General features: G+C 33.2%; 25 protein-coding genes. 9 read left to right on the forward strand and 16 right to left on the reverse strand.

Going from position 1 to position 25,361, the window contains the following annotated elements:
• Positions 1-22: 22 nt before the first annotated feature.
• Together ppk2 and pstS are read left to right on the forward strand one after the other, a co-directional pair.
• On the forward strand, positions 23-949 hold the full coding sequence (gene ppk2, locus ACLHDE_RS01650; protein WP_415397423.1) for a polyphosphate kinase 2: 927 nt from the start codon (positions 23-25) through the stop codon (positions 947-949).
• A 97-nt stretch (positions 950-1,046) separates the two neighbouring features.
• Positions 1,047-2,051 carry a phosphate ABC transporter substrate-binding protein PstS gene (gene pstS / locus ACLHDE_RS01655; protein WP_415397424.1) on the forward strand — a complete coding sequence of 335 codons (1,005 nt, stop codon included), beginning with the start codon at positions 1,047-1,049 and terminating at the stop codon, positions 2,049-2,051.
• A gap of 147 nt (positions 2,052-2,198) precedes the next feature.
• On the opposite strand, the gene ACLHDE_RS01660 is transcribed toward pstS, so the two are convergent.
• The gene (locus ACLHDE_RS01660) at positions 2,199-2,477 is read right to left on the reverse strand and encodes a DnaJ domain-containing protein (protein WP_415397425.1); all 279 of its coding nucleotides are present in this window, start codon (positions 2,475-2,477) and stop codon (positions 2,199-2,201) included.
• Positions 2,478-2,653: 176 nt separating this feature from the next.
• Here ACLHDE_RS01660 and ACLHDE_RS01665 point away from each other — a divergent pair, with 176 nt between their 5' ends.
• Complete coding sequence (locus ACLHDE_RS01665; RefSeq protein WP_415397426.1) at positions 2,654-3,883, forward strand: hypothetical protein; 1,230 nt, start codon at positions 2,654-2,656, stop codon at positions 3,881-3,883.
• Positions 3,884-3,958: 75 nt separating this feature from the next.
• Here the strand turns inward: ACLHDE_RS01665 and ACLHDE_RS01670 are convergent, their stop codons facing one another.
• Together ACLHDE_RS01670 and ACLHDE_RS01675 are read right to left on the reverse strand one after the other, a co-directional pair.
• Positions 3,959-5,350 carry an acyl-CoA desaturase gene (locus ACLHDE_RS01670; RefSeq protein WP_415397427.1) on the reverse strand — a complete coding sequence of 464 codons (1,392 nt, stop codon included), beginning with the start codon at positions 5,348-5,350 and terminating at the stop codon, positions 3,959-3,961.
• Positions 5,351-5,593: 243 nt separating this feature from the next.
• Positions 5,594-6,265, reverse strand: coding sequence for a cytochrome c3 family protein (locus ACLHDE_RS01675; RefSeq protein WP_415397428.1), 672 nt, complete (start codon positions 6,263-6,265; stop codon positions 5,594-5,596).
• Positions 6,266-6,512: 247 nt separating this feature from the next.
• On the opposite strand from ACLHDE_RS01675, the gene ACLHDE_RS01680 reads away from it, so the two are divergent.
• From ACLHDE_RS01680 to ACLHDE_RS01700, 5 genes are all read left to right on the forward strand, one after another.
• A complete protein-coding gene (locus ACLHDE_RS01680; RefSeq protein ID WP_415397429.1) occupies positions 6,513-7,433 on the forward strand; it encodes a branched-chain amino acid transaminase in 921 nt (306 codons plus the stop codon).
• Positions 7,434-7,512: 79 nt separating this feature from the next.
• Positions 7,513-8,610 carry a prohibitin family protein gene (locus ACLHDE_RS01685; protein ID WP_415397430.1) on the forward strand — a complete coding sequence of 366 codons (1,098 nt, stop codon included), beginning with the start codon at positions 7,513-7,515 and terminating at the stop codon, positions 8,608-8,610.
• Between the two features lie 8 nt (positions 8,611-8,618).
• A complete protein-coding gene (hisIE, locus tag ACLHDE_RS01690) occupies positions 8,619-9,299 on the forward strand; it encodes a bifunctional phosphoribosyl-AMP cyclohydrolase/phosphoribosyl-ATP diphosphatase HisIE (protein ID WP_415397431.1) in 681 nt (226 codons plus the stop codon).
• A gap of 12 nt (positions 9,300-9,311) precedes the next feature.
• Positions 9,312-9,824: a DUF2393 domain-containing protein gene (locus ACLHDE_RS01695; RefSeq protein ID WP_415397432.1), complete on the forward strand. Its 513-nt coding sequence runs from the start codon at positions 9,312-9,314 to the stop codon at positions 9,822-9,824.
• Complete coding sequence (locus ACLHDE_RS01700; RefSeq protein WP_415397433.1) at positions 9,821-10,369, forward strand: DUF2393 family protein; 549 nt, start codon at positions 9,821-9,823, stop codon at positions 10,367-10,369. Before ACLHDE_RS01695 ends, ACLHDE_RS01700 begins: the two co-directional genes overlap by 4 nt.
• A 15-nt stretch (positions 10,370-10,384) precedes the next feature.
• Here ACLHDE_RS01700 and ACLHDE_RS01705 read toward each other — a convergent pair whose 3' ends face one another.
• The 13 genes from ACLHDE_RS01705 to ACLHDE_RS01765 all read right to left on the reverse strand — a co-directional run bounded on the left by ACLHDE_RS01705 (position 10,385) and on the right by ACLHDE_RS01765 (position 24,852).
• A complete protein-coding gene (locus ACLHDE_RS01705) occupies positions 10,385-11,344 on the reverse strand; it encodes a TIGR01212 family radical SAM protein (RefSeq protein WP_415397434.1) in 960 nt (319 codons plus the stop codon).
• Positions 11,344-12,699: an amidophosphoribosyltransferase gene (purF, locus tag ACLHDE_RS01710; RefSeq protein ID WP_415397435.1), complete on the reverse strand. Its 1,356-nt coding sequence runs from the start codon at positions 12,697-12,699 to the stop codon at positions 11,344-11,346. Before purF ends, ACLHDE_RS01705 begins: the two co-directional genes overlap by 1 nt.
• A 149-nt stretch (positions 12,700-12,848) precedes the next feature.
• Positions 12,849-14,078 carry a hypothetical protein gene (locus ACLHDE_RS01715; protein WP_415397436.1) on the reverse strand — a complete coding sequence of 410 codons (1,230 nt, stop codon included), beginning with the start codon at positions 14,076-14,078 and terminating at the stop codon, positions 12,849-12,851.
• Positions 14,065-15,990: a tetratricopeptide repeat protein gene (locus ACLHDE_RS01720; protein ID WP_415397437.1), complete on the reverse strand. Its 1,926-nt coding sequence runs from the start codon at positions 15,988-15,990 to the stop codon at positions 14,065-14,067. The genes ACLHDE_RS01715 and ACLHDE_RS01720 overlap by 14 nt, the downstream gene beginning before the upstream one ends.
• Entirely contained in the window at positions 15,987-16,895 is a 909-nt protein-coding gene (locus ACLHDE_RS01725) for a sugar-transfer associated ATP-grasp domain-containing protein (protein WP_415397438.1), read from the reverse strand. The genes ACLHDE_RS01720 and ACLHDE_RS01725 overlap by 4 nt, the downstream gene beginning before the upstream one ends.
• Positions 16,892-18,487: a 7TM domain-containing protein gene (locus tag ACLHDE_RS01730; RefSeq protein WP_415397439.1), complete on the reverse strand. Its 1,596-nt coding sequence runs from the start codon at positions 18,485-18,487 to the stop codon at positions 16,892-16,894. The genes ACLHDE_RS01725 and ACLHDE_RS01730 overlap by 4 nt, the downstream gene beginning before the upstream one ends.
• Positions 18,488-18,665: 178 nt before the next feature.
• Complete coding sequence (locus ACLHDE_RS01735; RefSeq protein ID WP_415397440.1) at positions 18,666-20,390, reverse strand: SBBP repeat-containing protein; 1,725 nt, start codon at positions 20,388-20,390, stop codon at positions 18,666-18,668.
• 231 nt (positions 20,391-20,621) lie between these two features.
• Entirely contained in the window at positions 20,622-21,389 is a 768-nt protein-coding gene (gene dapB / locus ACLHDE_RS01740; protein ID WP_415397441.1) for a 4-hydroxy-tetrahydrodipicolinate reductase, read from the reverse strand.
• Between the two features lie 130 nt (positions 21,390-21,519).
• Entirely contained in the window at positions 21,520-21,774 is a 255-nt protein-coding gene (locus ACLHDE_RS01745; RefSeq protein ID WP_415397442.1) for a DUF4282 domain-containing protein, read from the reverse strand.
• A 6-nt stretch (positions 21,775-21,780) separates the two neighbouring features.
• Positions 21,781-22,719 (reverse strand): thioredoxin-disulfide reductase, encoded by a 939-nt coding sequence (gene trxB, locus ACLHDE_RS01750; protein WP_415398556.1) that lies wholly within the window; start codon positions 22,717-22,719, stop codon positions 21,781-21,783.
• A gap of 15 nt (positions 22,720-22,734) precedes the next feature.
• The gene (locus ACLHDE_RS01755; protein ID WP_415397443.1) at positions 22,735-23,220 is read right to left on the reverse strand and encodes a hypothetical protein; all 486 of its coding nucleotides are present in this window, start codon (positions 23,218-23,220) and stop codon (positions 22,735-22,737) included.
• A 15-nt stretch (positions 23,221-23,235) separates the two neighbouring features.
• Complete coding sequence (gene trxA, locus ACLHDE_RS01760) at positions 23,236-23,556, reverse strand: thioredoxin (protein ID WP_008336027.1); 321 nt, start codon at positions 23,554-23,556, stop codon at positions 23,236-23,238.
• Positions 23,557-23,619: 63 nt separating this feature from the next.
• Positions 23,620-24,852, reverse strand: a complete 1,233-nt coding sequence (locus ACLHDE_RS01765) for a hypothetical protein (protein WP_415397444.1) — start codon at positions 24,850-24,852, stop codon at positions 23,620-23,622.
• A gap of 55 nt (positions 24,853-24,907) precedes the next feature.
• On the opposite strand from ACLHDE_RS01765, the gene ACLHDE_RS01770 reads away from it, so the two are divergent.
• A complete protein-coding gene (locus tag ACLHDE_RS01770; RefSeq protein ID WP_415397445.1) occupies positions 24,908-25,351 on the forward strand; it encodes a globin in 444 nt (147 codons plus the stop codon).
• Positions 25,352-25,361: the final 10 nt, after the last annotated feature.

Here is a 25,361-nt window from a genome sequence, read left to right on the forward strand (position 1 = left end):
TTAGATAAAAAGGAAAGAACATATGGGACAAGATAGAAATATAATAAGTGATGAGTTTAAAGATGAAGAGGAGATAGACAGTGAAGAAAAAGAGAAACATCAATCTAAAAACTTTAAGCGAAAAAGAAAAAAGATGAATAAAAAAGGTAATAAAGTTCAAATCTGGGTTAAGCAAGAGACCTTAGATTACGAAAAAGAACTTACTAGTTTACAGATTGAGATTCTGAAATTTCAAAATCATGTTAAAGATAAGGGACTGAAAATTCTTATGATTTTTGAGGGGCGTGATGCAGCGGGTAAAGGCGGAACTATCAAAAGAATCACGGAACATCTTAATCCAAGGGGTGCAAGAGTTGTAGCCTTAGAAAAACCAAGTAATCAAGAGATGACACAATGGTATTTTCAAAGATATGTCAAACATCTTCCAAGTGCCGGCGAGATTGTGTTGTTTGACAGAAGTTGGTATAACAGATCAATGGTTGAGCCGGTTATGGGATTTTGTACTGAGCGAGAGCATCACAAGTTTTTAAAAGATGCACCTAAATTTGAGCAGATGATTGTAGATGAAGGTATTCAGATTTTTAAATTTTACTTTTCTGTATCTAAGGATGAGCAGGCAAGAAGATTTAAAGCAAGAGAGACAGACCCTTTAAAACAGTACAAACTCTCACCTGTAGATAAAGAGTCACAAAAGCTATGGAATGAATACTCTCTGGCAAAGTATATGATGTTAAGTTCTACTCATACAGAAACGGCTCCATGGACAATAGTAAAAAGTGATAATAAGAAAAAAGCTAGAACTAACTGTATAAAGCATATTTTAAATTTCGTTAAATATCCAAATAAGATTAGTTCCAAAAAGATAAAAGTAGACAAAGAGATTATTGTTTACGGACGGGATGAAGCCATAGCTATGGAGAAGATGTTTAAGTTCTCACTTAAAAAGTAATGGTTACAAAGAGGTTACACAAAAAGAGAGCTTTTGTAATCAGCTTGTAACATTGTAATTTTATAATTTCGTATCTTAAAATAAAAAAGGTACAAAAATGTTAAAGAAACTAGCTTTAGTTGCTTTGGTTGCAACTGCTTCAATTACTTCGTCTTTCGCTGCTGATAAAATCAATGGTGCAGGTGCATCTTTTCCTGCTCCACTATACTATGATTGGGCTTTTAATTATAAAAAAGACACTAAAAACCGTGTTAACTATCAATCAATCGGTTCTGGTGGTGGTATCAAACAAATCACTAAGCGTATTGTAGATTTCGGTGCTTCTGATAAGCCTCTCAACTCTAAAAAATTAGCAAAAGCAAAACTTCTACAATTTCCAGCAGTTATTGGTTCAATTGTTGTAGCATTTAATGTTGATGGTATCGCTGATGAGACACTTAAGTTAAACAATAGTATTGTTGCTGATATCTTTGCAGGTAAGATTACTATGTGGAATGACTCAGCAATCGCAGCAGATAATAAAGGTATTAACCTCCCAAATCAAAAAATTATTGTTGTTCACCGTTCAGATGGTTCAGGTACTACTTATAACTTCACTTACTACCTAAGCGGAAGTTCTGATAACTGGAAAAACAACTTTGGTACTGGTAAAGCAGTTGACTGGGCTGTTGGTATTGGTGGAAAAGGTAACGAGGGTGTTGCAAACTTAGTTAAGCAGACTCCATACTCTATCGGTTATATTGAAAATGCATATAAAGAGAAAAATCACCTTTCAGCAGCTGTACTAAAAACTGCAAATGGTAAATGGGTAAAAGCTACTGAAGATAACTTCAAAGCTGCTGCTAAATATGCAAGCTGGACAAAAGAAGACAACTTCTATGCAATGTTAGCTCTACAGCCAGGTGACACTTCTTACCCGATTGTTGCAGCTACTTTCATTCTTCTTCCGACTGAAACACCGGCAATGAACAAAAAAGTAACAGAGTTCTATGACTATGCTTTTAAAAATGGCGACAAATCAGCTAAGAAGTTAGGATACATTCCACTTCCAGAAGCTACTAAAAAAATGATTAGAGAGTATTGGGCAACTAATATTAAATAATCTGCAAAAAGGGACTTAGTCTCTTTTTCTTTTCTTTGGCTGCTGGGGTTACTAAGAGTAATAGCTTTTAGTCTGAGTATAAGACCATTTGTAAATTTTCATTTTTCTCCTAAAGACTCTTGTATCTTGACAATGCAAGAGTCTCTCCTAAGAGTTGAAACTTTTAAACCAATCATCAGGTCTATTTGAAAATGGATTTTGTTGATGAAACTCTTCTTCATTTAATTGAAATCTAAAATTTTTCATATACTCTTGTATTACTTTATAAGCTTCATTTATTTCTAGAAATTTTTTTTCATCACCGTTTGGCATATCTGGATGATACTTTTTTGATAACTTCTGATATTTGTACTTTAATTCAGCAGGAGTAGTTCTTGAGACTATCTGCAAACTCTCAAGAGCTTTCTCAAAATCTTCATATCTCATAAATATCCTTTAAATATTCCATATATTACCTTCTCTTTATAAACAGCAAGTGAGTTATAATTACTATTGTAAATTGTAATCCTCACGTAACCTAACTATTTTATACTTCTACACAACAAAACAAAAGAATCGTTTTTGCCAAAGCAAAATGTTTCTTTAAAAAAGGAATTCAAATAATGAAAAAAATCGTTTTATCAGCATTAGCTGCATTAACAATTGGTACAGTAGCAGCATCTGCTGGAGATGTTAAATTTTATACAGATGACAATGGTCAAGTATTTACTACTGCTGGTGAAGGTCGTACTGAGATTAAATCTAACAGTACTTCAGTATCTGCTATGGCATCAAAGCTTAAATTTAGCGGTTTAACATATTTAGGTTATACGTATCAAGATTATAAGTCTGGTGAAACAAGTATAGCTGGTACGAATTATATGAGTGATGAATCTAATTTTGAAATCAGAAGAGCTTATTTTCAATTAAAAGCTTATCTTTTAGATGATCCTAAATCTTACTATCGTGTAACATTTGATATGCATCAAAATGCTGAATCAGATATGGTTGTTCGTGCTAAATATGCATACCTTTTCTTAAATGAAGTTCTACCATTTACCGGTGTTGAGATGGGTCTTGTTCACCGTCCATGGCATGATTATGAAGAACATAATGCTTGGTACTACCGTAATATATCTAAAGTTTTTATTGAAGCTGACAATGGTGGACACTTAAGTAATTCAGCTGATTTTGGTTTCAACTTTAAAACAAAAACAAAATACTTTGATAGTGAAGTTGGTGTATTCAATGGTGAGGGTTATCACTCAGATTTTAATGATGATCAAAGTACTGAAAAAGCTGGTACAGGTATGAGTCTTGAGTGGAGAGCTACTGCTCACTTATTAGGTGTGAATGGTAAAGACAAGCAAACAACTAAAACTTACTTTGACGCTTCTTTCTTTGGTCAATATAATGGAGCACACAAAGCTAATGCATCTGCAGCAAGTGGCTATGACGACTTAGTATTTATGGGATTACATACAGTATATAATCAACCGGAATTTTTAATATCTGCACAATATATTTCATCTCAAGATACTGCTGAAAACTCTACTTATGTTTCTTCTGAAGCTGGTTCAGGGTACAGTGTGAATGCTGAATATCGTTTAGGTCATGAAAAAGAGTATAGAGCAATAGCTCGTTATGATAGCTGGACAAAAGAGTTACTTGTAAGTGGAGATGAAAGAGAAAATATGTCATATCTTATTGGTGCTGCTTGGGAACAAAATAAAAATGTTCAATGGTTAGCAAATGTAATTGTTACTGAAAATGAAGATGGTAACACAAGAAGTAAAGCAGAAGAAAAACTTAACGGCGTAGCTTACATGCTTACTGCTGAAGTTAGATTCTAATAACTATTTTTATTAATTCTTCTTTTTGTTTTCCGTAAAGCCCGCTTGACATGGGCTTTACACCTTCTTCCTTAGTTAAATCCCATCCACTCTAAGAACTTTAGTTTTTCCAACCATTAAATCAATAGTCATTCCAATCCTTTTAAAGACACTCTCTTGTCTGTACTCTATGTTATGTTTTTTACAAACTTCTTTTACAAGAGGTTGCATTTTTTGCTGATAACTCTGTGGTGTATTTGGAAAAAGATGATGCTCTATCTGGTAATTTAAAAAACCCTGTGAGAAGTCAATTAAATCAGAACCAGTGTTGTAGTTTACACTACCCATAATCTGTCTTAGATAAAATTCACCTTGTGATTTGTGAGGTTCGCTAAATTGGTAAATATCATCAGCAGAATGATTTGGAACGATAACCAAAAATGAGTGAAGGTTTGCATATACTTCAGCCATTAACATAATTATAAAAGCACTTAAAACTGCACTTGTTCCAAGCGGTAAAAATAAAAGAGGAAGTAGAACAAACTTTACAATACCGTAAGGAAGATAGAAATTTTTCCATAACTCTTTTCCATTTTCGCTAAATGGAGAGATCTGATACTCGGTAATCTCTGGAAGTCTCTTTTTTCTACGCTTTTTATTTTCTAAAATTCTTAGCGTATTTGGAGCATAATAAACTGGTTTCCAAAATGCTGCAAATGTGTATACAATTACATATCTTAAAAACATTGGTACCCTGGATTGTATAAGCCATTGAAGATTTTGCTCAACATTGTCGGGATCATCATCTTCACCCAAATGGTAGTGATGCATAATGTTGTGCTCATACTCCCAAGCCTCAGGTTTAATCCAGTCTAACCAGTCAATATATCTTCGTTTGCCTCTTGCAAAACCAGCTTTTGTGTATTGTTTAGGGATATTTGGAACTTTATCATATGCTCCATGTAAAATAGGATGAGCTACATTTGCCCATCTAGCTACATTTCCTACCCCGATTAAAATGGCTGCAATAATTCCAAGTGTCCAAAAACCAAAAGCACTTAGACCAATAGATACTTCTAGAGCTGTTGCAACATAGATTAAAAAGAACCCGCTAAGTGTTGCTCCTCTTCCCCATCTTTCAAGTTTTAATAGATGCTGATAGTCTTCTTCACCTACTGGGCCAAGATTAGCTTTTATCTCTTCAAGATCACGTTGAAGTTGATCTTTATCTACGTCTTCATATCTAGCATATACATGACTTGAAGAAAGGTTCTCTTCATTCGCAGGTTTTATTGTCTGATTGGGCTCTATTAAAGCTTCTTTGTCTTTTATCTCTTCATTAAGTTTTAAGATTTTTTCTTGAGCAGCTAACTCTTCTGTTTCTTCTATTGAAATGATTGATTCTCTAGCTATTATAATGTTATTGGCAGCTTCTAAATAGAAGTTTTCACCTACAGTATTATCTATATTCTTTGCTTCATTTGGCAAAAAAGACTCCTATATTATAAATTTATGATTTGCATTATATTTAAAAATACTTATAATGAGATTTGTATAATATTTTTGATTTTTGCTATGTTACCTGAGTAAACTAATAGTATTGTAAGGTTAAGCTATTTTTTTAATTACGAAGGTAAAAGGTAGATTATGAAATAATTATTTATGGGTGAAAGTTTAAATAAATATAAAAAGCTGCAAGAAGCAACTTTTTATGAAGTTTAGTTATATAAGTTATTTGTCATGACAACCAAAACATAAACCACTATTGTCATTTAGTTTTCTTAAGTATCTAGGAAGTCCAGCTGTACCATGTGGATCATGACAGCTTACACACTCAACTCTTCCGTTTCTTAGAAGGTCACTAATATATGTAGCACCGTAAAAATCCGTAGTATCAGTTATAGGTCTTAAACTAGCTTTACCTTCTATATATTCAATAGAAACAGGATGATCATCTGTTAAATCTCCATTTAAACCAACAGCTAAAAAATTAAAATCATACATAGTTCTAGCATCGGTAGGTGTACCTATAAGCACACCATCCGGATAAACATTTCCTGTTCCAGGGGCATTAATTACACTATTCATAGCACTAACACCATCATGACACGAAAGGCATGCTAAAGTTTGATTTTGTGGCTGTTGAGCTGTAACTGTATTTGCAGTAGTAGCTCCATACATCTTAAATCCATTTATTGCTTCAAGGTTTGTACCTGGTTTATTCCAAAGTGGAATGGGACCACCTATTCTTGAAGCATGAGGTGTATGACAGTAGACACATATTTCAGCATTATCAGATACTCCATCACTAATAACTACTGATTTGTGTGGACCTTGTATTGCAAACAAACTTGTGGATAGTGCTAATAGAACGACAGTTTTAATTATAAATTTATTTTTCATATTAAGACACTCCTTTAGTTAATTAGACAGTATAGCATAATTTTTTGTTATATATCACAAAAAAAATAAAATTTAACAAATTTAACATTTTTTATCATAAATTGAAAACTCAAGCTTCGTTTTTTTTGTGAAATGTGTACTGTAGATTTAAATTTTTGATTTACTGATTAAGATACTTAATATATAATAAACATCATTTTAGATAGAATATCAAGAATTTATAAAGTCATAATTATTGGAGATTTTAATGGACGCAGCCAAATATATTTGGATGAATGGAGAGTTTGTAGCTTGGGAAGATGCTAAGGTACATGTACTATCACACACTTTGCACTACGGAAATGGTGTTATTGAAGGAACAAAAGCTTATAAGACTGAAAAGGGTTATGCAATCTTTCGTCTTGATGAGCATACAAGGAGATTAAAAGAGTCTGCTAAGATGACACTTATCGATATTCCTTACTCAATTGAAGAAATGAATCAAGCACAAATTGATTTAGTAAGAATGAATAAATTTACGTTGGATACCGTATATCTTCGTCCTTTTGCATTTTTAGGTTATGGTGTTATGGGTGTTTACCATAAAGAGGCTCCAGTTGAGACTGTAATGGCAGCTTGGCAATGGGGCGCTTATCTTGGTGAGGATGCTCTTAAGCATGGAATTAGACTTAAAATTGCTTCTATGACTAGACCTGCAAACACTTCAAATATGGGTAAAGCAAAAGCATCTGCTAACTACTTAAACTCTCAAATGGCTAAGTATGAGGCAATTGACTGTGGTTATGATGAAGCTCTTCTTTTGGATGACCAAGGTTATGTTGCAGAAGCTAGTGGAGCATGTTTTTTCATGGTTAAAAATGGAGAATTAATTACTCCTCCAAATGATAACTCTCTTGCATCTATAACTCAAAAAATGGTTATAGAGATGGCAAAAGATTTTGGTATCAAAGTTACTCGTCGTCGTATAACAAGAGAAGAAGTTTATGTTGCGGATGAAGCATTTTTAACTGGAACAGCTGCTGAGATTACTCCTATCGCATTGGTAGATGCTAGAGAGATTGGATGTGGTTCTCGTGGTGAGATGACTGAAAAGATTCAGAGCACTTACTTTGACATAGTGTTTGGCAGAAATGCTAAGTACGAGCACTATTTAACGTATATAGACTAGTTCACGTTTTAAACAGACAATGTGTGGTTCATTTATAAAGAACTATTATAATAACAAAAACATAAATTAAGGAAATTTAATGGCTTCAGATATGAATGATTATTTCAATAAGAAAAAGAGTGAAAGTGGTGGATTTGGAAAAAAATCTACAGGTGGTTCTGGCGGAGGTGGCGGTGGTCCACAGTTACCAAAGTTTGATATGAATTTTGGCGGCGGAAAAGCTGGTATAGTTTACTTTTTAGTTGCTGTAATAGTAGTTCTTATTTTAGCAAAACCATTTACTATCATTCAAGAGGGTGAGCGTGGTATTTTAAGTACAAATGGTAAGTATCAAGATCAGGCACTACTGCCAGGCCTTCACTTTATTGTTCCAGTGATTCAAAAAGTATACGTGGTAGATACTAAAGTTCGTATTATTAACTATGCGTCTCGTATAGAGGCTAGTGGCGGTAATGCAGCTGGTATCAATGTTAAACCAGCTATTACGGTTCTTGATAAGCGTGGTCTTCCGGTTTCTATTGAGCTGACTGTTCAGTATAGACTTAACTCACAGTTCGCAGCACAGACTATTTCTAACTGGGGATTTAGCTGGGAAGATAAGATTATCAATCCTGTTGTTCGTGATGTTGTTCGTAATGTTGTTGGTAAGTATGATGCAGAGTCACTTCCACAACAAAGAAATGTTATAGCTGATGAGATTGACAAGGGTGTAAGAGCTAGTGTAACAGGCCTTCAAAATTCACCAGCTGATCTTCAGTCTGTTCAACTTCGTGAAATTGGTCTGCCTCAAAAAGTAAGAGATCAAATCGAACGTGTTCAAGTTGCAAAACAAGAAGTTCAAAAAGCTGAACAAGATGTACAACGTGCAAAACAAGAAGCTCTTAAGCGTGCTGCTGAAGCAGAAGGTGTGGCTCAAAAAGCTAGAATTGAAGCACAAGGTATTGCAGATGCTATTACAATTGACGCAGATGCAAAATCAAAAGCTAACTACCTGATTTCAAAATCATTAACTACAAAGCTTCTACAGTTAGAGCAGATGAAAGTTCAAGGTCAATTTAATGATGCACTTCGTGAAAACAAAGATGCAAAGATTTTCTTAACACCTGGCGGTTCAACTCCAAATATTTGGGTTGATATGAAAAATGGACATCAAACGAAAACTTCTACAGGTCAGTAAGTAGAAATATGCAAGACGCAATAAATCGAATAGATTGGCAAAAGTGTGAACTTTTGCCAGTTATTGTTCAAGATAACTCAAATAACGAAGTTCTAATGATGGCTTATATGAATAAGCAAGCTTTAGAACTTTCACTTAGCACAAAAATAGCACATTACTTTTCTCGTTCAAAACAACGCATCTGGAAAAAAGGTGAAAGTAGTGGACATATTCAAAAAATCCACTCTTTTAATATTGACTGTGACAATGATACACTTCTTATAAAAGTGACTCAAGAAGGTGTTGCTTGCCATACAGGTCGTCGTTCATGTTTTTTTACAGAGTTAGAGAGTGGCGCGGCGAACTCTGAGGTCGAAGTAAGCTCCGAATCTCTTTACGGAGTGATTGATACTCTTTATCATACAATACAAGAGCGTAAACTTGCAGACCCTGAGTCTTCATGGACAGCTAAGCTTATCTCTAAAGGTGAGAATACAATTTTGAAAAAAGTTGTAGAAGAGGCAGGTGAGTTTAGTTTTGCATATAAAGATAATGATGAATCAGAGATGATTTATGAAGCTGCAGACTTGACTTACCATATGCTTGTGGCATTAGCTGTTAAAAACATCTCTCCTGATCGCATTAAACAAGAGCTTGCTCGTAGATTTGATATGAGTGGAATAGCTGAGAAAAACTCAAGAGAGAAATAAGGACTCATATATATGAAATCAAAAATAACTGCCTTTATAAATGAATTGATTACATATGATTACATTCTTTTTGGTAGTGTATTTGGACTTTTTATCCTTTTTATAATTTTAGGCATTGTACTTAGAAGAAAAACCGTATTAGCAATCCTTCTCATACTTATATCTTTTACTATTCTCATTGCAGGACCAACTCTTGGTTATCTAAAGATGCATGAGTACTTGTTTAAGAACAAGACAGAACTTATTACTCAACAGAAATTAAATTTTACGCAAGCTGTTGTTGTTAAGGGTAAAATAACTAATGAATCTCAGCGATTTTTTAAGAGTTGTAAGATTACCGCTAGTGCTAATAAAGTAAGTAAGAATGAATTAAAGAACTATCTGTACTCATTTAACTCATTTACAAATATGTCGATTGTAGAACAAGATATAGCAGTTGGGCAAACGAGAGAGTTCAAGATAATTATTGCACCTTTTACGTACTCAAAAGATTTTAATATCTCGATTGGAGCAAAGTGCAAATGATAACCCTTTTTAATTATTGGCATTACATAGTACTAGCTGTAATTCTTTTTATATTTGTAGGCGGTGTTGTTTCTACTTTTAAACAAACAAACAAAAAACTTATTTTTCCTATGTTGATATCTGTATCATTGATTAGTATATTATTAGCTGGTTTCTCTATAGTTATTGTTGATAAGTATACAAAATTTCCAAAGCTATATAAATTAAAAAACAAAAGACTTCTAGGAATTGAGAAAATTATCTATACTGGTATAGTGAAAAATGAAGGTAATCATGAGATTGGTACAGTTACTATAGAGATTAAGTTGGTAAATCAAGGACATACTGCAGGAAATGTAAAAGGTGGTAACTTTTATAAACCAAGCGGCTTTATGGATTTCTTTAGTGGTGGTGCAAATATTTTGTATAAGCCTCAAACTATTATAAAACAATTTGTTGTAGCTACTAACTTGAAACCTGGAGATGCCAAGGCTTTTAGAGTACACTTTGGATGGCCGCCATATTTTCGAAATGTTGCAGAGTATGTAAAGGTTACAGGGAAGTAGTAGAATCTGTTTCTTTTAGTATTTCAAGCCAATTGGTTTTAATGCTTTGTTTATATTTTTAATCTGTATATTCTTATCTCTACACCAAGTTGGACTCAGAAGTGAATCATCGTTGATACCTGCTGTAACTCTTTGAACTGATACATTATCTGGTTTCATTATGATGGATTTTACTAAAACATCAAGATACTCTTCTTCGCTAATAGGAGTAAAATTCCCTTTTATAAAGTCATTTGCTAAAGCCGTCTTTTTTACTACATAAAGTGGGTGATATTTTACGGAATCTATACCCCATGAATATGCTTGTTTAGAAGTCTCTAACATCATTTCCTGTGTCTCATCAGGTAGACCAAATATTAGATGTCCGCAAACGTTAAGACCTTTTTCTTTTGACTTTAAAATCCACTCTTTTACATTATCACTAGAGTGTCCGCGATTTATCTTATCTAGTGTTTCATCATAAACTGATTGGATTCCAAATTCTATCCATATCTCTTTATCTTTATTTAGTCGTGCGAGATACTCTAGAGTCTCCTCTGTTATGCTATCAGAGCGTGTACCGATACTTAGGCCTACAACATCATCAAATGATAAAGCTTTGTCATAGAGAGCCTTTAGAGTCTCAAATGGAGCATAGGTATTTGTAAAAGATTGGAAATAGACTAAAAACTTCTCAGCTCCATATTCTTCACGCTGTCTTTTGCTAATGGCATTAAACTGCATCTCTAGCTGGTCGAGTTGTTTTTGAAGATTTGGATTTGATGTGGAGTCTAGGTTAAGGTGAAAACCTTTTAATTCTTGAGTTTCGCCTGTGCTTGCACTAAAAGAGTCATTTTCACAAAATGTACAGCCGCCTTTTGCAACTGTTCCATCTATGTTTGGACAAGTAAAGCCAGATATATTAATACCAACTTTGTAAACTTTGCATGCAAACTTAGATTTTAAGTAGTTGCCAAAAGTATATATCTGTTTCATTAAACTATATAATTTCCTGTAAAACAAGCAGTACAATAATTGTCTTCTTCTGTGTTTACACTTCTAAGAAGTGAAGCTTCATCAAGGTATGCTAAAGAGTCAGCTTCTATATATTTGCATATTTCATCAGTTGTCATGTTTGCAGCGATTAGGTTTGACTTGTCAGGTGTATCAACTCCGTAAAAACAAGGGTCAGTTGTTGGAGGAGAGGATACTCTCATATGAACTTCACTTGCTCCTGCTTCTTTTAACATTCTAATTATTCTTCTTGAAGTTGTTCCTCGAACAATAGAGTCATCAATTACAATAACTCTTTTGCCTTTAATGATTTCTGTCATTGGAGAGAGTTTCATTTTAACTTTAAGATCACGCATCTCTTGAGTAGGCTCAATAAATGTACGACCAATGTAGTGATTTCTCATTATTCCCATCTCGTAAGGGATACCACTCTCTTGTGAATAACCTATGGCAGATGGAACGCCACCATCTGGAACTGGTATAACTACATCAGCTTCTACAGGTTGAATATGTGCTAACTCTTTACCCATATTTTTTCTTGTTTGGTATACTGACTGTCCAAATACTTTAGAGTCAGGACGAGCAAAATAAACATACTCAAAGATACAGTGTTTTGGAGTTGGTTCAAAAACTTTAATACTTTTAGGCTCTTTGCCTTTTTCAAATATTAAAAGTTCACCAGGTTCAACATCTCTTATGAACTCAGCACTAACTAGGTCAAAAGCACAAGTCTCTGATGCAACAATATAACCACCGTTTGGAAGACGACCTAAACTAAGAGGACGAAAACCAAAACGATCACGCATCGCAAACATTTTTGTTCTACTTAGAAATACAAGTGAAAAAGCACCTTCTATTCTTTGAACAGCATCTATAATTCTAGCAAGTAACTTTTTTTTCTCACTTTTTGCTATAAGGTGAATAAGATTTTCTGTGTCCATATATGTTTGAAAAATTGCACCTTTTTCAATAAGGTTGTTACGAACTTCATCGGCATTAGTTAGATTTCCATTGTGAACTATAGCCATTTCACCTAAATCATATCTAGCAAATACGGGTTGAGCATCTAGGATTGAGTCATCACCGGCAGTTGAGTAGCGAGTATGACCTATGGCACTTGAACCACTTAGAGTTTTTAGTTTAGCTTCATCAAAAACACGCATAACTAAACCACGTTTTTTTATAGTGTGAAGTTTTTCCCCATCTGAAGAGCTGATTCCAGCTGCTTCTTGCCCACGATGTTGGAGTGCATGAAGTGAAAAGTAAGCTAGTTTAGAAGCTTCTTTATGACCATAAATACCTACAACAGCACATTTTTCATTAACATCTTCTAACACACTTTTCTCCTTGAGCAAAGCTCATATAATAATTATGCAATTATACAAAACTAAAGTAAAATATAGTTGATTTTACAATTATAAAACCAACTATTTAATAAAGTATTGTTTCTTCACTTAAAAACAAGGAGCTATTTGTAGTTATACAATCAGAAAATGTATTTCATATTTATCATTGCAACTGTCTGTTTATATTCATATCGTTTGTCTGTTGCAGACATATCACGATAATCTAAATTAAGGCTAGTCGCCCAATTTTTTGAAAGTTTATAATTAGCATTAATGCTGATTTTATAACCATCTGATTCTTTTTTACTTTGTGTTGTGCTTGTGTCATATGCATAGGCATTTTCATAATTATATTTATGATACTTTAATTTCAAAGATGCTCTTAACTTCTTTGAAAACTTGTACTTATTAGAGAGTGTAATACTGCTGTATAAATAATCACTATATCCTTTGTTGTCATCTTTTCGTTGTGAAAGAAGATAATCAAATTTTATTTTATATTTTTTTGAAACTTTATAATCTGCAGAGAGTTTAATATCATTGTATGTAAGGTTAACCCCTGGATTAACCAAGTTTATATTAGTTCCAACAATTTCATATGACTTACGCTCTTTATAATCACGGACAGAGTATTGATAATAACCTTGCAGATGCAAAGCTTTACTTAATTGATATCCAGCTTGTGCTTTCAATTTCATATAAGTATGGTCTAGTGATGACCAGGTAGCAGGCGTCCCATAGTCTCTATCTTCATACATTGCACGAAAAAACAGATCTAATTTCTTAAAATCATAAGTATACTCTAGTTCAGCACCTATCTTTTTGTATTTATAACGATTTGACTGATCTCCACCAACTGTTCTTTTTGCGCTTCCATCATCATGATCAACATAAGTTTTGTCTATGTCAGCAGCAAAAACTTTAAACTCTATTTTGTCGATTTCTTTTTTATATTTGTTCAATCTAAAACGAACACCTGCTCTTGCTTGTGTTTTAGTCTCATCAGCGTTTGAGAGTGATGAATCTGTAAATTTTCTAGCTTTAAGCTTAAAATCTCCAAGAAGACGAATATTTTGTTTTAGTCTATACTCGTAATCCGCTTTTAAAGAGATGGGAATAAAGACACCTGACTTAACATCTGGATTAACTAGTGCACCACCACCACTGGCTGTATAATCATTATATGATTTATCTGGGGTATAGTATGGATTACTGTCGTAACCTAGACCAACTTTTATATAGGCATCAAAGATGTGTTTATCTGTTTTTGTTTTCGTAGTTGTTGTGAGTGTGTCATTTTGTGCAGCAAATGCTAATGTAGTTAGTATTAAGGGTACTAATAGACCTCTTTTCAGTTTATTTGGGGGCATTTTTTTTCCTTTTTTTCCTTTTAATTGTTTCAACCATATTTTTGGCAACTATATTACTTGGGTCAAGCCTCAAAACCTTATTGTACTCATCTAAAGCTCTCTTCATATCCCTAAAGCGATAATAAGATCTGGCGTATGCTAATCGTGTTTTAATATCAGAAGGGTCATTCTCAAGCAGTTTACGAAGTATCATTATCGCATCATCATGCATCTTTAATGCACTATAACTTTTAGCCAATGCACGATTGGCTTTATCATTGTCTGGCTCTAATTCAACTGCTTTTCTAAAAGCTTCTCTAGATTGTTGATAGTTCTTTTGTTGATAATAGACTAAGCCAAGATTCAACCAAGCAATAAAATAACTATTGTCCTTTTCTAGGATATCTATATAAATTTTTTGTGCCTTTAAATACTCCTTTAGTTTAGTGTAACGCACAGCTAGATTTAGCTTTACTCTCACTTTGTTTGGTGAAAGCTTTAGAAGACTCTCGTAAATATCAATCGCTTTTTGATTACTGTTTTGTTTAGTGTATACAAGTGCAAGATTGTATAAAGCCTGCTGGTAATCATGGCGAAAGTTAATCGCTTGCATAAAGTACTCTTCGGCTTTATCTAGCTTTTCTTCTTTAAAATATAAAAGCCCTAAATTATAGTATGCTTCAGGATAGTTGTTGTGTAAGCTAATAGCCTTTGTGTATGCATTTTTGGCATCTGTAAACATTTTCATCTTTGAGTATAAAAGTCCTAGGTTATATAGAAGTTCAGGGGATTCTCGCTCTTGAATCTTATAAACTTTGTTGTATTGTAAAAGAGAAGAGTCATATTTCTTTTCTTGATAATAGAGACGACCTAGTAAAAAGTGGGCTTTTTTATTTGATGGTTGAAGGGTTAAAATATTATTTAAATTTGAAATAGCTTCTTGATTTTTTTTGACATCTATTAAAAGGTCTGTCACTTCAAACTGAAGATCAATATTATTAGGTTCTTGCAGCAGAGCTTCTTCTAAACTCTTTAGTGCTAAAGTTTTTTCCCCAAGAGCAAGGTATACTTTTGATATTTCTCTATAAACAGCTGTATTATTTATATTTGTGAGAAGCAGAAGATTAAGAGCAGCTAGTTGTTTTTTGTAACCGCGACTGTTTTTCTGGTACTTTAAGTTTATTAAAGCCAATCGCGAATTAATATGATTTGGCATTAGTCTAATAGTTTGATTAAAAGCATCAATCGCCTTATCTATTTGAACAGGTGAAGTTTTAGAGTAACTTTTTCCAAGAAGATAAAGAGCCTTTACCTTTACTCTCCCACTGCTTAACAGGGCTGTTTTTTCAAACTCTTTTGCAGAGGAAATGTACTTTTTATCTTTATATAAAAGAAGTCCAAGGTTAAAGTTACTTTTTACATGTGAGTTAAAGCTTTGCAATATATGCTTATAATCAGCAATAGCTTTGTCTGTTTCATGAACTTCTGCATATGCTAGTGCACGATTATATCTAGCTCTGTAATAGTTTTGGTTAAGCTTGAGAGCATGAGAAAAAGAGACAATGGCTTTGTTATATTTTTTTTGTTTTAAATAGAGTGTTCCAAGCCAGTTATGAATCTGAGCAGAAGGCTCTTTTGATAATATATCAAAGTAAATACTCTCTGCCTTGTCAAACTTATCTTTTGCAATGAGTTTTTGTGCCTCTATAATACGGGAATCATCACTAAAATCAACTTCAACTATGGAGTTGATATCATCTTCTTCTTCACCATCATCATCTGTTGAGGTTTGGCATGTAATATTGATATGGTGTGCTTTATCGGAGTTTTCACTTGCCCGAAACTGTACAAACAAAAGAACAATAAAAAGCATGCTAAAGAGTAGAAGTACAGGAATAATACTATGTGAAATTTTATGTATAAACTCTCTCATAAACTACTCTTCTTATCGATGTCACTTAGAGTCTCTATCATGCCATTATGAGAAATATTTTGAATCTCAATTCCTGGTCGTGCATTGACTTCTAAAATAAGAGGTCCATTTTTAGAAATAGCTACATCTATCCCCAAATACTCCATAGGAATGGTTGTCATACATTTCTCACATAGTGTGAGTATTTCTTCCCAGTGAGGAATTTGTACATTTAAAAGCTCTATATTGCTATCAGGATGGTGGCTTATATCATCTCTGTCAATTTGAGCAAAATCTGTTTTCCCATTATTCATATTAATTGAAACACCTATACCGCCTTGATGAAGGTTGGCTCGTCCATTAGAATTTTTTGTTGCAATGCGAAGCATAGCTTTTACATTACTCCCTTTATAGTTTATTACTCTTATATCTGCTAAACCAAGAGGGCTTAGTATATCGATTTGTTCATTTTGAATAATCCTCTCTTCAACAATTGCAGTGTCATTCAGACCAAAAGAGTAAACTCCAAAAATTATGTCAGCTATATGTTTTTGTATATCATCAAAGTTGTACTCTTTACCATTGATTGAAAACCATTTTTTATTTTTATATTCACTAATTACAACTATTCCATTTCCACCGCTTCCAGAAGATGGTTTGATAACAAAACTGCTATATTTACGCAGGTTTGATTCTAGTTTCTGAAGTTCATAAAAATAACTTACACTCATAAATGTTTCTGGAACAGTTATACCAGACTCTTTTAAAGTCTTTTTTGTAAGAAGTTTATTATTTGTATATTGAAAATATTTTCTTTGATTGCTTGGATAAATATAAGATAGATTGCGTCTATTCATGCCTAAAACCTTGTCCGCATTTTGCATATTCTCTCTAAGTGAACTAAAAACTTTTTTAAAATAGCTCATGTTTTTGCCTTAAAAATTAGTTTTCTAAAGCGAATGAATTCTGACACACGCATGCCAACCCATTTACCTAACCAAAGATTTAAAACGATTAAAAATATAAGCAGTTCCGGAAAAGCTATAATCAAACTTTCCATAAATAGAGAACTCATAACTGCATATGCAGCAACAATCACAATAGCTGTAGAGAAAGAGATTCGTAAGGCTTTTAAAAAGCCCTGTTCTTCTTGAATAATTGCAAACCTTTCTGCTGTAATAGCTAGAATTGCTATTGGGAAAAGAGATATGTGAGCAAGTTCAAACATTGATGATTTTACTGCAAACAGTGTCATAATAAGCATTGCAACAACTACAATAGTTAGCATGATGGCCATTTTAGGAGAGTGTAGAAGTTGTAACCAGTCTAGAAATTTTCTTATTAACGCAGTAAATAAAATAATAACCATAAAGCCTACAAGACCCCAGAATATTCCAGTTTCTCTAGCGGCTGTTGCAATTAGTGCTGGTAAGAATGTACCAAAGGTCTCTATGCCAATAACATTTCTAAATATAACAACCACTAAAGCGCCAAGAGGTATCAATAAAATGATTTTTAGCAAGTTTTGGGACACACCGATGCTCTCAAATACTTTATACATGTTAAAAGCATTAAGAGGTGAAGAATACATAGTTTCTTTTAGCTCTTTCTTTGGTACAAGTTTTTTAGTTATGTGAAAAAGATATTGAAAATTTATATTTGCGCTATGTTTAAAAAGCACTTTGTCCCCATAGTATAATCGTAGGTAATTTGAAGGGATTTGAGCAAAGTAATTGTTGATAGTATCAAAAGGAACCCAATGCCCATTTACATAAACTTCAGCCCATTGATGAGAGGTTTTTTTACTCCCTTGCTGCATAATAAGACCACCAACAAGACGAGAAGGTAAACCTAAGTTTCTAGTTAATGCTATAAACAATCTACTCTTTCCGTTACAGCTAGCTTCTTTTAGTTTTAAAGCTGTCAGAGCATCTGTAAAACCTGAAAAATTACGATTTTCTATCTCATTTTGAATATAGTTATGAATGGTTTTTAATGCTTCAAGTGTATTTGGTTTCTTGTTTGAAAACAGTTTTTCAAGGGTTTGTTTTATCAGCGGGTCATTTACTTGGACACCATCTTCTGCATATAAGTAATTTTGGAAATAATCTGAGAAAGTTGGGGGGATTGATATGTTTTTATCAATATTATAGATGACATGCTCTGCTTGGACAAAGTAGTTATACTTTACAACACGCGCACCGGAGACAATGGGTGCTTCCCATGAGATGATACGGTTTAAGCCATCAACACTTATTTGTGTTGTAAAAATATCTGGTGAGTTTCTTTCATCTGAAATGTGTTGATGCGTTGTACTAATGGGCAGGTATGTGGAGAGTGACATTTTATCATCATGCCCTGTCATTTGCATACTTAGTTCAACATCATAACCAGTAGTGGGAATTAAATCATCAAATGTATATTCAAGAACAAATAACTTATAACTCATAAGAGAAAAAGTTATAATAGTCAGAAAAAGAATTGTTAATTTATAAACTAATTTTTGCTTATTTTTCATAAACAATAATATCCTTTAATTATTACAGTTTTATTACAAAGACTAAAAATAGTTTAACTAAAAGAAAAATTATATATTGTCTTTAAAAATCATTTTATAATTCTAAACAGTCACTTATCGAATAAAGACCGGGCTCCTTATCTGCTAACCAAACTCCAGCTCTATTAGAAGCGCTTAATTACTGAATATCATTTTGCAAATATTCAATTGCTTTAGCTATTAGCGGATAAACTCTGGATTGATCACTGCAAGTTACTAGCCAGTCATTTCTATCTACTAGAGTAGTATTAAAACATCCATCAACTTTGCTAAGCGTGTCTTTACTTAACTTGTGAATTGTCTTTTGGTATCGCGGAGTTGCCAACATATTAATCGAGTTGTCAAGTTTTTTAATCAATGCTTGTTTTTGTTTGGCATTTTTAAAACTAGAATCATCCATTGCTTGAAGTTCAACAATAGCATTTTGAAGAGCTCTTGTGGCAGCAGTTTGGACTGTAATAGCTTCTATAGATAGATTTGCATTGCTACTGTCCATATTTCCGTCGTTTACTTTTAAACTTGCAACATAATTACCTACCAAGTCTGTTGTAAATATAGGACTAGAAGAGTTAGCATCTGAAAAAGAAGCTGAGCTATTTAATGGCTTTTCTATCCAAGACCATTTGTAAGTTATGTTATCTGCATCTGGATCATAACTTTGAGTACCGTCAAGTTCAACAACAGTTCCAGCTATAACTACATCTTCAGGGGTTGTAGCTATTGCCACAGGTGCCGTGTTTGGTGATGAAAGTTTCATTAGGAAGGCATCACTATTACCGAGATTAACTTCTCCATCAAAAGTTCCCCATATAAAACCTGTAACAAAGATATTATTACTTATATCTGTAGTCATAGATATTCCAACAGCCTCTTCACCAAACTGTTTACTCCATAGATGTACACCATCATTAGAGTGTTTTGTTACAAATGCACTTTCACCACTATTTAACTCCCCATCAAATGTACCGTCCGTATAACCAGTTACAAAAATATTTCCATTATTATCAATAGTACTACCTTCTATATAGTCCCAATCAGATGTACCAAATTGTCTATTCCATTCTAGCATACCTGTGTTACTATATTTTGCTATGAATGCATCTGTTTGCCCTATGCGAATTTCTCCATCGAATGTTCCATAAATTTGTCCAATAACAAATATATTGTTATTGGTATCAACATTTATTGAGAGTCCTAACTCAAGACCTGAAGTACCAAACTGTTTCGCCCACGTTAATATTCCATTAGCGTTGTATTTAAGAATATATGCATCAGTCCAGCCACCATAATTAATATCTCCAGAAATTATGCCACTTGTAGCACCAGTTATTAAGATATTGTTGTCATTATCAGTTGTAATTGAGTAGACAAGGTCGTAATCTGGTGAACCAAATTCTTTGTACCAAAGGAGTGAACCATCATTAGAATATTTTGATATAAAGCAATTAGAATTAAAATTACCTGCTACGAATAAGTCACCATTACTGTCTGATGTAATAAAAGAGGCTGAATCTACCGTTTTTACCCATATTTCAGTACCATTAGTATCATATTTTACTAGTGAATTATTTCCAATCGCAAAAATATAGTCGTTACTGTTTGTAATATCTTGTGCTTCAAATAATTTACTCCACAATAATAGACCATCATTTGAGTATTTATTTATAGATGATTCTCCATAACTACTTGATGTAGCTACAAATATATTTCCATTAACATCACTACTAATAGATTTAGTTATATCCGTATCGATTGTTCCAAACTGCTGAATCCAATCGGTTTTGTAAGCTTCTTCAGCTGTCAAAACTGTAGTTGCTAAAAAAACCATCATCATAATGATTTTTTCTAATCTAAAACACTTCATAATATAACCTTTTTTAATATAGTATCTATTATAATAATGTGATGTTTATATGTAACATATTAAAATACAAAAAACTTCATATATTATTTGATATGTGCAATTACATGTTACATATTGTAAATTATAATAAGAAAATATTATATTAGCTAAGATAGATGTTGCTGGAGTATTTAGACTCAATCTTGTGAGTCTAAAGAAAATAGAAAGTATGTAAGTATTTAATTGATTGTTTTATAACTCTAAACAATCACTAATAGAATAAAGACCGGGTTCTTTGTCTGCTAACCATGAAGCAGCTCTAATTGCACCCTTAGAAAATGTATTTCTTGAAGTTGCAGTGTGATTTAGCTCTATAAACTCACCATCATTGTAAAAACCAACTGTATGACGTCCAACTATATCCCCACCACGAAGAGCCATAACAGCTATCTCATCTTCGCCTCTCTCCCCGATGTTGCCATCTCTACCGCTTATACGAACTTTATTTAAGTCAAGCCCACGACCGTGCGCACACGATTCACCTAAGGTAAGTGCAGTTCCACTTGGTGCATCTTTTTTATGTTTATGGTGCATCTCGACTATCTCTATATCAAAACCATCTAATGCTGCAGATGCTTGATATACAAGTTTGTTTAGAAGTGCCACACCCAAAGACATGTTTGTAGCGTAAAGTACAGGCATATTCTCGCTGGCTTGTTTTAAAAGATTTAGTTGATGTGCACTTAGTCCAGTTGTTCCTATTACTAAAGGTCTTGGAGTTTTAATTGCGGCTTCTAAAAGAGCTTCACAAGCCTCTGGAAGTGAAAAATCTATAACTATATCACACCCATTTAAAAATGTCTTTATATCGGTGGTTACTAAAATAGAAGGGTCTATAGAAAAATTCAACTTATTTCTTACAAATACTGAACTGAGACTAATATCTTGAGTCTCTTTTAAATCATCTATAATCAGTTGTCCAACTCTACCATTTGCACCAAATACACCAACTCTTACCATCAACTTTCCTTTAACTACATTATCACTTGAATTCCTAAGGAATAAAACCCAAAAGAATAGTTTGTTGTTTTAAGAATAATACCAAATCTTTAATAGGCTTTTGATTAAATTAATCTTTAGTAGAAAAGATTTAGTCTTGTAATGGGGATAGTGCTAAAAATATTTTAAAATATACTATAAAAAATTCACAAAAAATTCTCCAAAAAATCTCTATAACAATGGAGACTATTAAGATATAGAGTCTGTATTTTATATTACTTATTTTTAGTTTATATTTTTTAAAGTAGTAAAGTATAACAATAGGTGCAATTACCGCACCTATTATATATATTATACCTATTATGTAAGGTGTTATTAGTGTATCAAAACTAAAAAAATCTATCATAGAATATTAATTTAGAAGTTCATCTACATATGAAATAGCTTGAAGTGCTGCAACAGCGCCGTCTCCGGCTGCACTAACAACTTGCTTTGGAGCAGCTATACGCATATCTCCTGTTGCATAAAGACCAGGAATAGAAGTTTTCATGCTAATATCTACAATAACTTCACCTTGCTTATTCATATCACATAAAAAAGTGCCATCTTCTTGGATTAGAGTTTGATTGTTTACGTCATTTCCAACAAATGTAAATACACCAGGAACCTCAATATCACGAAGTTCTCCATCATTATTTTTAACGCGGATGCCAGTTACACCCATATTGTCTCCATAAACTTCATCAGGAACTGAGTTTAAAACAAGTTCTATGTTTTGTGCATTTTTTATTCTCTTAACTGTGTTAGGAGATGCTCTAAATGAGTCTCTTCTGTGAATGAGATAAACTTTAGTACATATTTTTGCTAAATAAAGTGCTTCTTCTAAAGCAGTGTCTCCACCACCTACAACTGCAACCTCTTTTCCTTTGTAAAAAAAGCCATCACAAGTTGCACAAGTGCTCACTCCCTTACCAAATAGTTCATCTTCTCCGGCAAAGCCTGCACGACGTGGAGATGAACCTGTACCGATAATTACACTATGTGCTTCTTCCGTAGTTCCATCACCTTTATGAATCTTAAAAATATCGCCATCTTTACTAATTCTTGTAACTTCAACCATTGCATGTTTAAGGCCAAATTTTTGACACTGCTCAGGCCATGGCATCATAAGATCCATACCAGTAATTTCACCAGTAACACCAGGATAATTTTCTATTTCTGAACTTTGAGTTATTTGACCACCAGGCATGCCTTTTTCAAACATAGTAACGTTTTCTAAACCACCGCGAGTTGTATATAAACCAGCAGTAAGACCAGCAGGACCACCACCAATAATTGCGCAATCTAATATCATAATTTTTATTCCTTATAAAGATTTAACTTTGGAAGCTAATTCTTTTAAATTATCTAGTTTTCGTATCATACTATCTTGTTTATAAAGAGAGTCTTTTGATTTCTTTATAAAAAAAATAGATGGGGATTCGTAGATATTAAACCTTTGGATAAAGCTTAGTGAGTTTTTTGTTCCACTTCTTAAAAAAGTTGTATTTTTCGAATTTTCAAATACTTCATTATAGTAGTCAATTGCCAATATTGGAAGATTAATATCTGTATTGGATAGAAGCTGAGCAGTATTTTTTTCTTTAGATGAGTAAAAAACTACAATGTATTTATCGTGAGTTGGAGTGAATATATCACTTTTTTCATAAAAAATCCACTCTCTAAAGTCAATAAATTTGTATTCTGAAAACTTGTAGTTGAAGTAAGCAAAGGCAGCAGCTATCATAGCTGCGCCAAAGAAAGAGGCTAATAATGTAGATAAAGAAAAGAGGCTTTTGCCTCTTACAGACACTACACTACTCTTAAATTACGCTAAAAGAGCGTCTATTTTTTCAGCTAGAGCTTGTTTTGATTGTGCTCCAACAACTTGGTCTACCATTTCTCCGTTTTTGAAGAACATGATTGTAGGGATAGAACGGATACCAAACTTAACAGCAATATCTTGCTCTTCATCAGTATTTACTTTACAAATTTTAGCTTTTCCGTCATAGTCTTCAGCTAACTCTTCGATTACTGGAGCAATCATACGACATGGACCACACCAAGGTGCCCAAAAGTCTACAAGAGATACGCCTTCGCTTAAAGTTGCTTCAAAATCTGCACCAGTTAATTCTATATATTTGCCCATTACAATTTCCTTTGTTAAATATTAATATAGAAGCATTATACAAAGCTAATCTTTAAAATCGCTTTATAAATTTTTTTCGAACATTTTATATATAGATATAAAGAATAGTGTAGCTCCAATAATAAGAAATATAACGCCAGTATAAAATATACTATAGGTGTTGATTAACATGCCAAGCACTGATATTCCAAGCCCTATGGATGAAAAGATAAATTGTAGGTCTGTTAGCTTTTTGGGGATAAGTTCATGAAGCATTGGAACCTCTTGCTCTTCAATTAAAGGTGAGTAGATTTGAAACCAAATTAGGAATGGAATGATTTTATAGAAGTTACCAATAATTAAAAAACCAAAAAAACCAACAAGCATAATCCACATAGCAAGCTTTAATATAAGTGCATCGTTTGTAAATATATATGAGATAAGAAATAAGAATGAGATAATAAAAGAGGTAAAACCGACATACATAGATCTCGCCCAGATGTCATGGACTGTTCTTTTTCTTGAAGATGTCATTTTAAACAATTGATAAAAGTAAAGAAGTATTGCCAAAATACTTAGTGCATAGGCTAGGTACTCTAAATATATAGTTAGAAAAAATGGAGATAAAAGCATAGTAATAACTGCAAAAGAAAGAGTATAAAAACTATTAGAGAACTCGTTGTCACTGATACGCTTTGATGACCCAAACATAGGAACAAGAATAATGGATATTCCCATTATAAGTAGTATTACAAAACCTACAACCAGTCCAAATGTATGAGTCTTTAAAATGGAGTGAGGATCTATTTCGATATATCCGTTAAATCCAAATGCCATGATTAAACCACTTATAATGCCAAGAAGTAAAAAGAGACTGCTCATCTTCATAGCGTTTGTGATGCTTGTTTTTCTTCTTGCATTTTTTAGAGTCAAAAAGAACTCTATAGCATAGATACTCATTGCAACAAGAACTAAAAAACCACCATATGTCAAAAGCTTCATATTTATATAGAAGCCTGCAACCATCAGAATTAGTCCAAGTGTTAGAAAAATCCATATATATTTAAATACATTTACGTTGTAGTGTTTCGTCTCAACAACTACAGGGCCAAGTTGAGCCATAGCTGAGAAAATAGCCATCATCACAAAGCCTAACATATATATATGAACCCAAGCAATAAGATGTAAATCATCAAGTGCGCTCTGTGGGTTGATAAAAAAGAGCCAAATCATACTCAGGAGATAAAAAAAACCCGAGAGCATAAAGTAAGGTTTCATTATTTTTATAGATGGAGAAAAATCAGGTGATACATTCATTTATATTTCTTTATAATATTTTTGTATAATTTTAACAGATTATTAAAGGATTTGAATGAAATTAACAATAAGTGATGGGCAAATTGGTGTAAGACCTCCTGTAACTAAACCACATCCTGGATTTTTGCATGAAGTTGGTGAAGAAAGATTTAAAAAGTTGGTTTTTGACCATTATGATTTAATAAAAGATAGCGATATAGCATTTCTTTTTCCTGTACATGATGAAGAAGATTTTGATGATGCAAAGCAGCACGCTTTTGACTTTCTCATACAGATATCTGGTGGACCTAGATATTTCGAGCAAAGTAGAGGTGAGCCTAGAATGGTTGGAAGGCACGCACCTTTTCGCATAGATGAAGCAAGTCGTAAATCTTGGTTGGCTCTTTATGCTCAGTTGTTAGAAGCTCTTGTTGATGAGGGTATTACAGAAGAATACATTCAAAGCTTCTGGGACTATTTAGATATTTTTTCGATGTGGTTAGTAAATACAGAGAGTTGAGATATTTTAT

Origin of the sequence: Sulfurimonas iocasae (assembly GCF_047716755.1) — a bacterium.
GTDB lineage: Bacteria > Campylobacterota > Campylobacteria > Campylobacterales > Sulfurimonadaceae > Sulfurimonas.

Coding starts and splice junctions, on each gene's coding strand:
- ppk2 (WP_415397423.1), top strand. CDS start 23: ATGGGACAAGATAGAAATATAATAAGTGATGAGTTTAAAGATGAAGAG.
- pstS (WP_415397424.1), top strand. CDS start 1,047: ATGTTAAAGAAACTAGCTTTAGTTGCTTTGGTTGCAACTGCTTCAATT.
- ACLHDE_RS01660 (WP_415397425.1), bottom strand. CDS start 2,477: ATGAGATATGAAGATTTTGAGAAAGCTCTTGAGAGTTTGCAGATAGTC.
- ACLHDE_RS01665 (WP_415397426.1), top strand. CDS start 2,654: ATGAAAAAAATCGTTTTATCAGCATTAGCTGCATTAACAATTGGTACA.
- ACLHDE_RS01675 (WP_415397428.1), bottom strand. CDS start 6,265: ATGAAAAATAAATTTATAATTAAAACTGTCGTTCTATTAGCACTATCC.
- ACLHDE_RS01680 (WP_415397429.1), top strand. CDS start 6,513: ATGGACGCAGCCAAATATATTTGGATGAATGGAGAGTTTGTAGCTTGG.
- ACLHDE_RS01685 (WP_415397430.1), top strand. CDS start 7,513: ATGGCTTCAGATATGAATGATTATTTCAATAAGAAAAAGAGTGAAAGT.
- hisIE (WP_415397431.1), top strand. CDS start 8,619: ATGCAAGACGCAATAAATCGAATAGATTGGCAAAAGTGTGAACTTTTG.
- ACLHDE_RS01695 (WP_415397432.1), top strand. CDS start 9,312: ATGAAATCAAAAATAACTGCCTTTATAAATGAATTGATTACATATGAT.
- ACLHDE_RS01700 (WP_415397433.1), top strand. CDS start 9,821: ATGATAACCCTTTTTAATTATTGGCATTACATAGTACTAGCTGTAATT.
- ACLHDE_RS01705 (WP_415397434.1), bottom strand. CDS start 11,344: ATGAAACAGATATATACTTTTGGCAACTACTTAAAATCTAAGTTTGCA.
- ACLHDE_RS01715 (WP_415397436.1), bottom strand. CDS start 14,078: ATGCCCCCAAATAAACTGAAAAGAGGTCTATTAGTACCCTTAATACTA.
- ACLHDE_RS01720 (WP_415397437.1), bottom strand. CDS start 15,990: ATGAGAGAGTTTATACATAAAATTTCACATAGTATTATTCCTGTACTT.
- ACLHDE_RS01725 (WP_415397438.1), bottom strand. CDS start 16,895: ATGAGCTATTTTAAAAAAGTTTTTAGTTCACTTAGAGAGAATATGCAA.
- ACLHDE_RS01730 (WP_415397439.1), bottom strand. CDS start 18,487: ATGAAAAATAAGCAAAAATTAGTTTATAAATTAACAATTCTTTTTCTG.
- ACLHDE_RS01735 (WP_415397440.1), bottom strand. CDS start 20,390: ATGAAGTGTTTTAGATTAGAAAAAATCATTATGATGATGGTTTTTTTA.
- dapB (WP_415397441.1), bottom strand. CDS start 21,389: ATGGTAAGAGTTGGTGTATTTGGTGCAAATGGTAGAGTTGGACAACTG.
- ACLHDE_RS01745 (WP_415397442.1), bottom strand. CDS start 21,774: ATGATAGATTTTTTTAGTTTTGATACACTAATAACACCTTACATAATA.
- trxA (WP_008336027.1), bottom strand. CDS start 23,556: ATGGGCAAATATATAGAATTAACTGGTGCAGATTTTGAAGCAACTTTA.
- ACLHDE_RS01765 (WP_415397444.1), bottom strand. CDS start 24,852: ATGAATGTATCACCTGATTTTTCTCCATCTATAAAAATAATGAAACCT.
- ACLHDE_RS01770 (WP_415397445.1), top strand. CDS start 24,908: ATGAAATTAACAATAAGTGATGGGCAAATTGGTGTAAGACCTCCTGTA.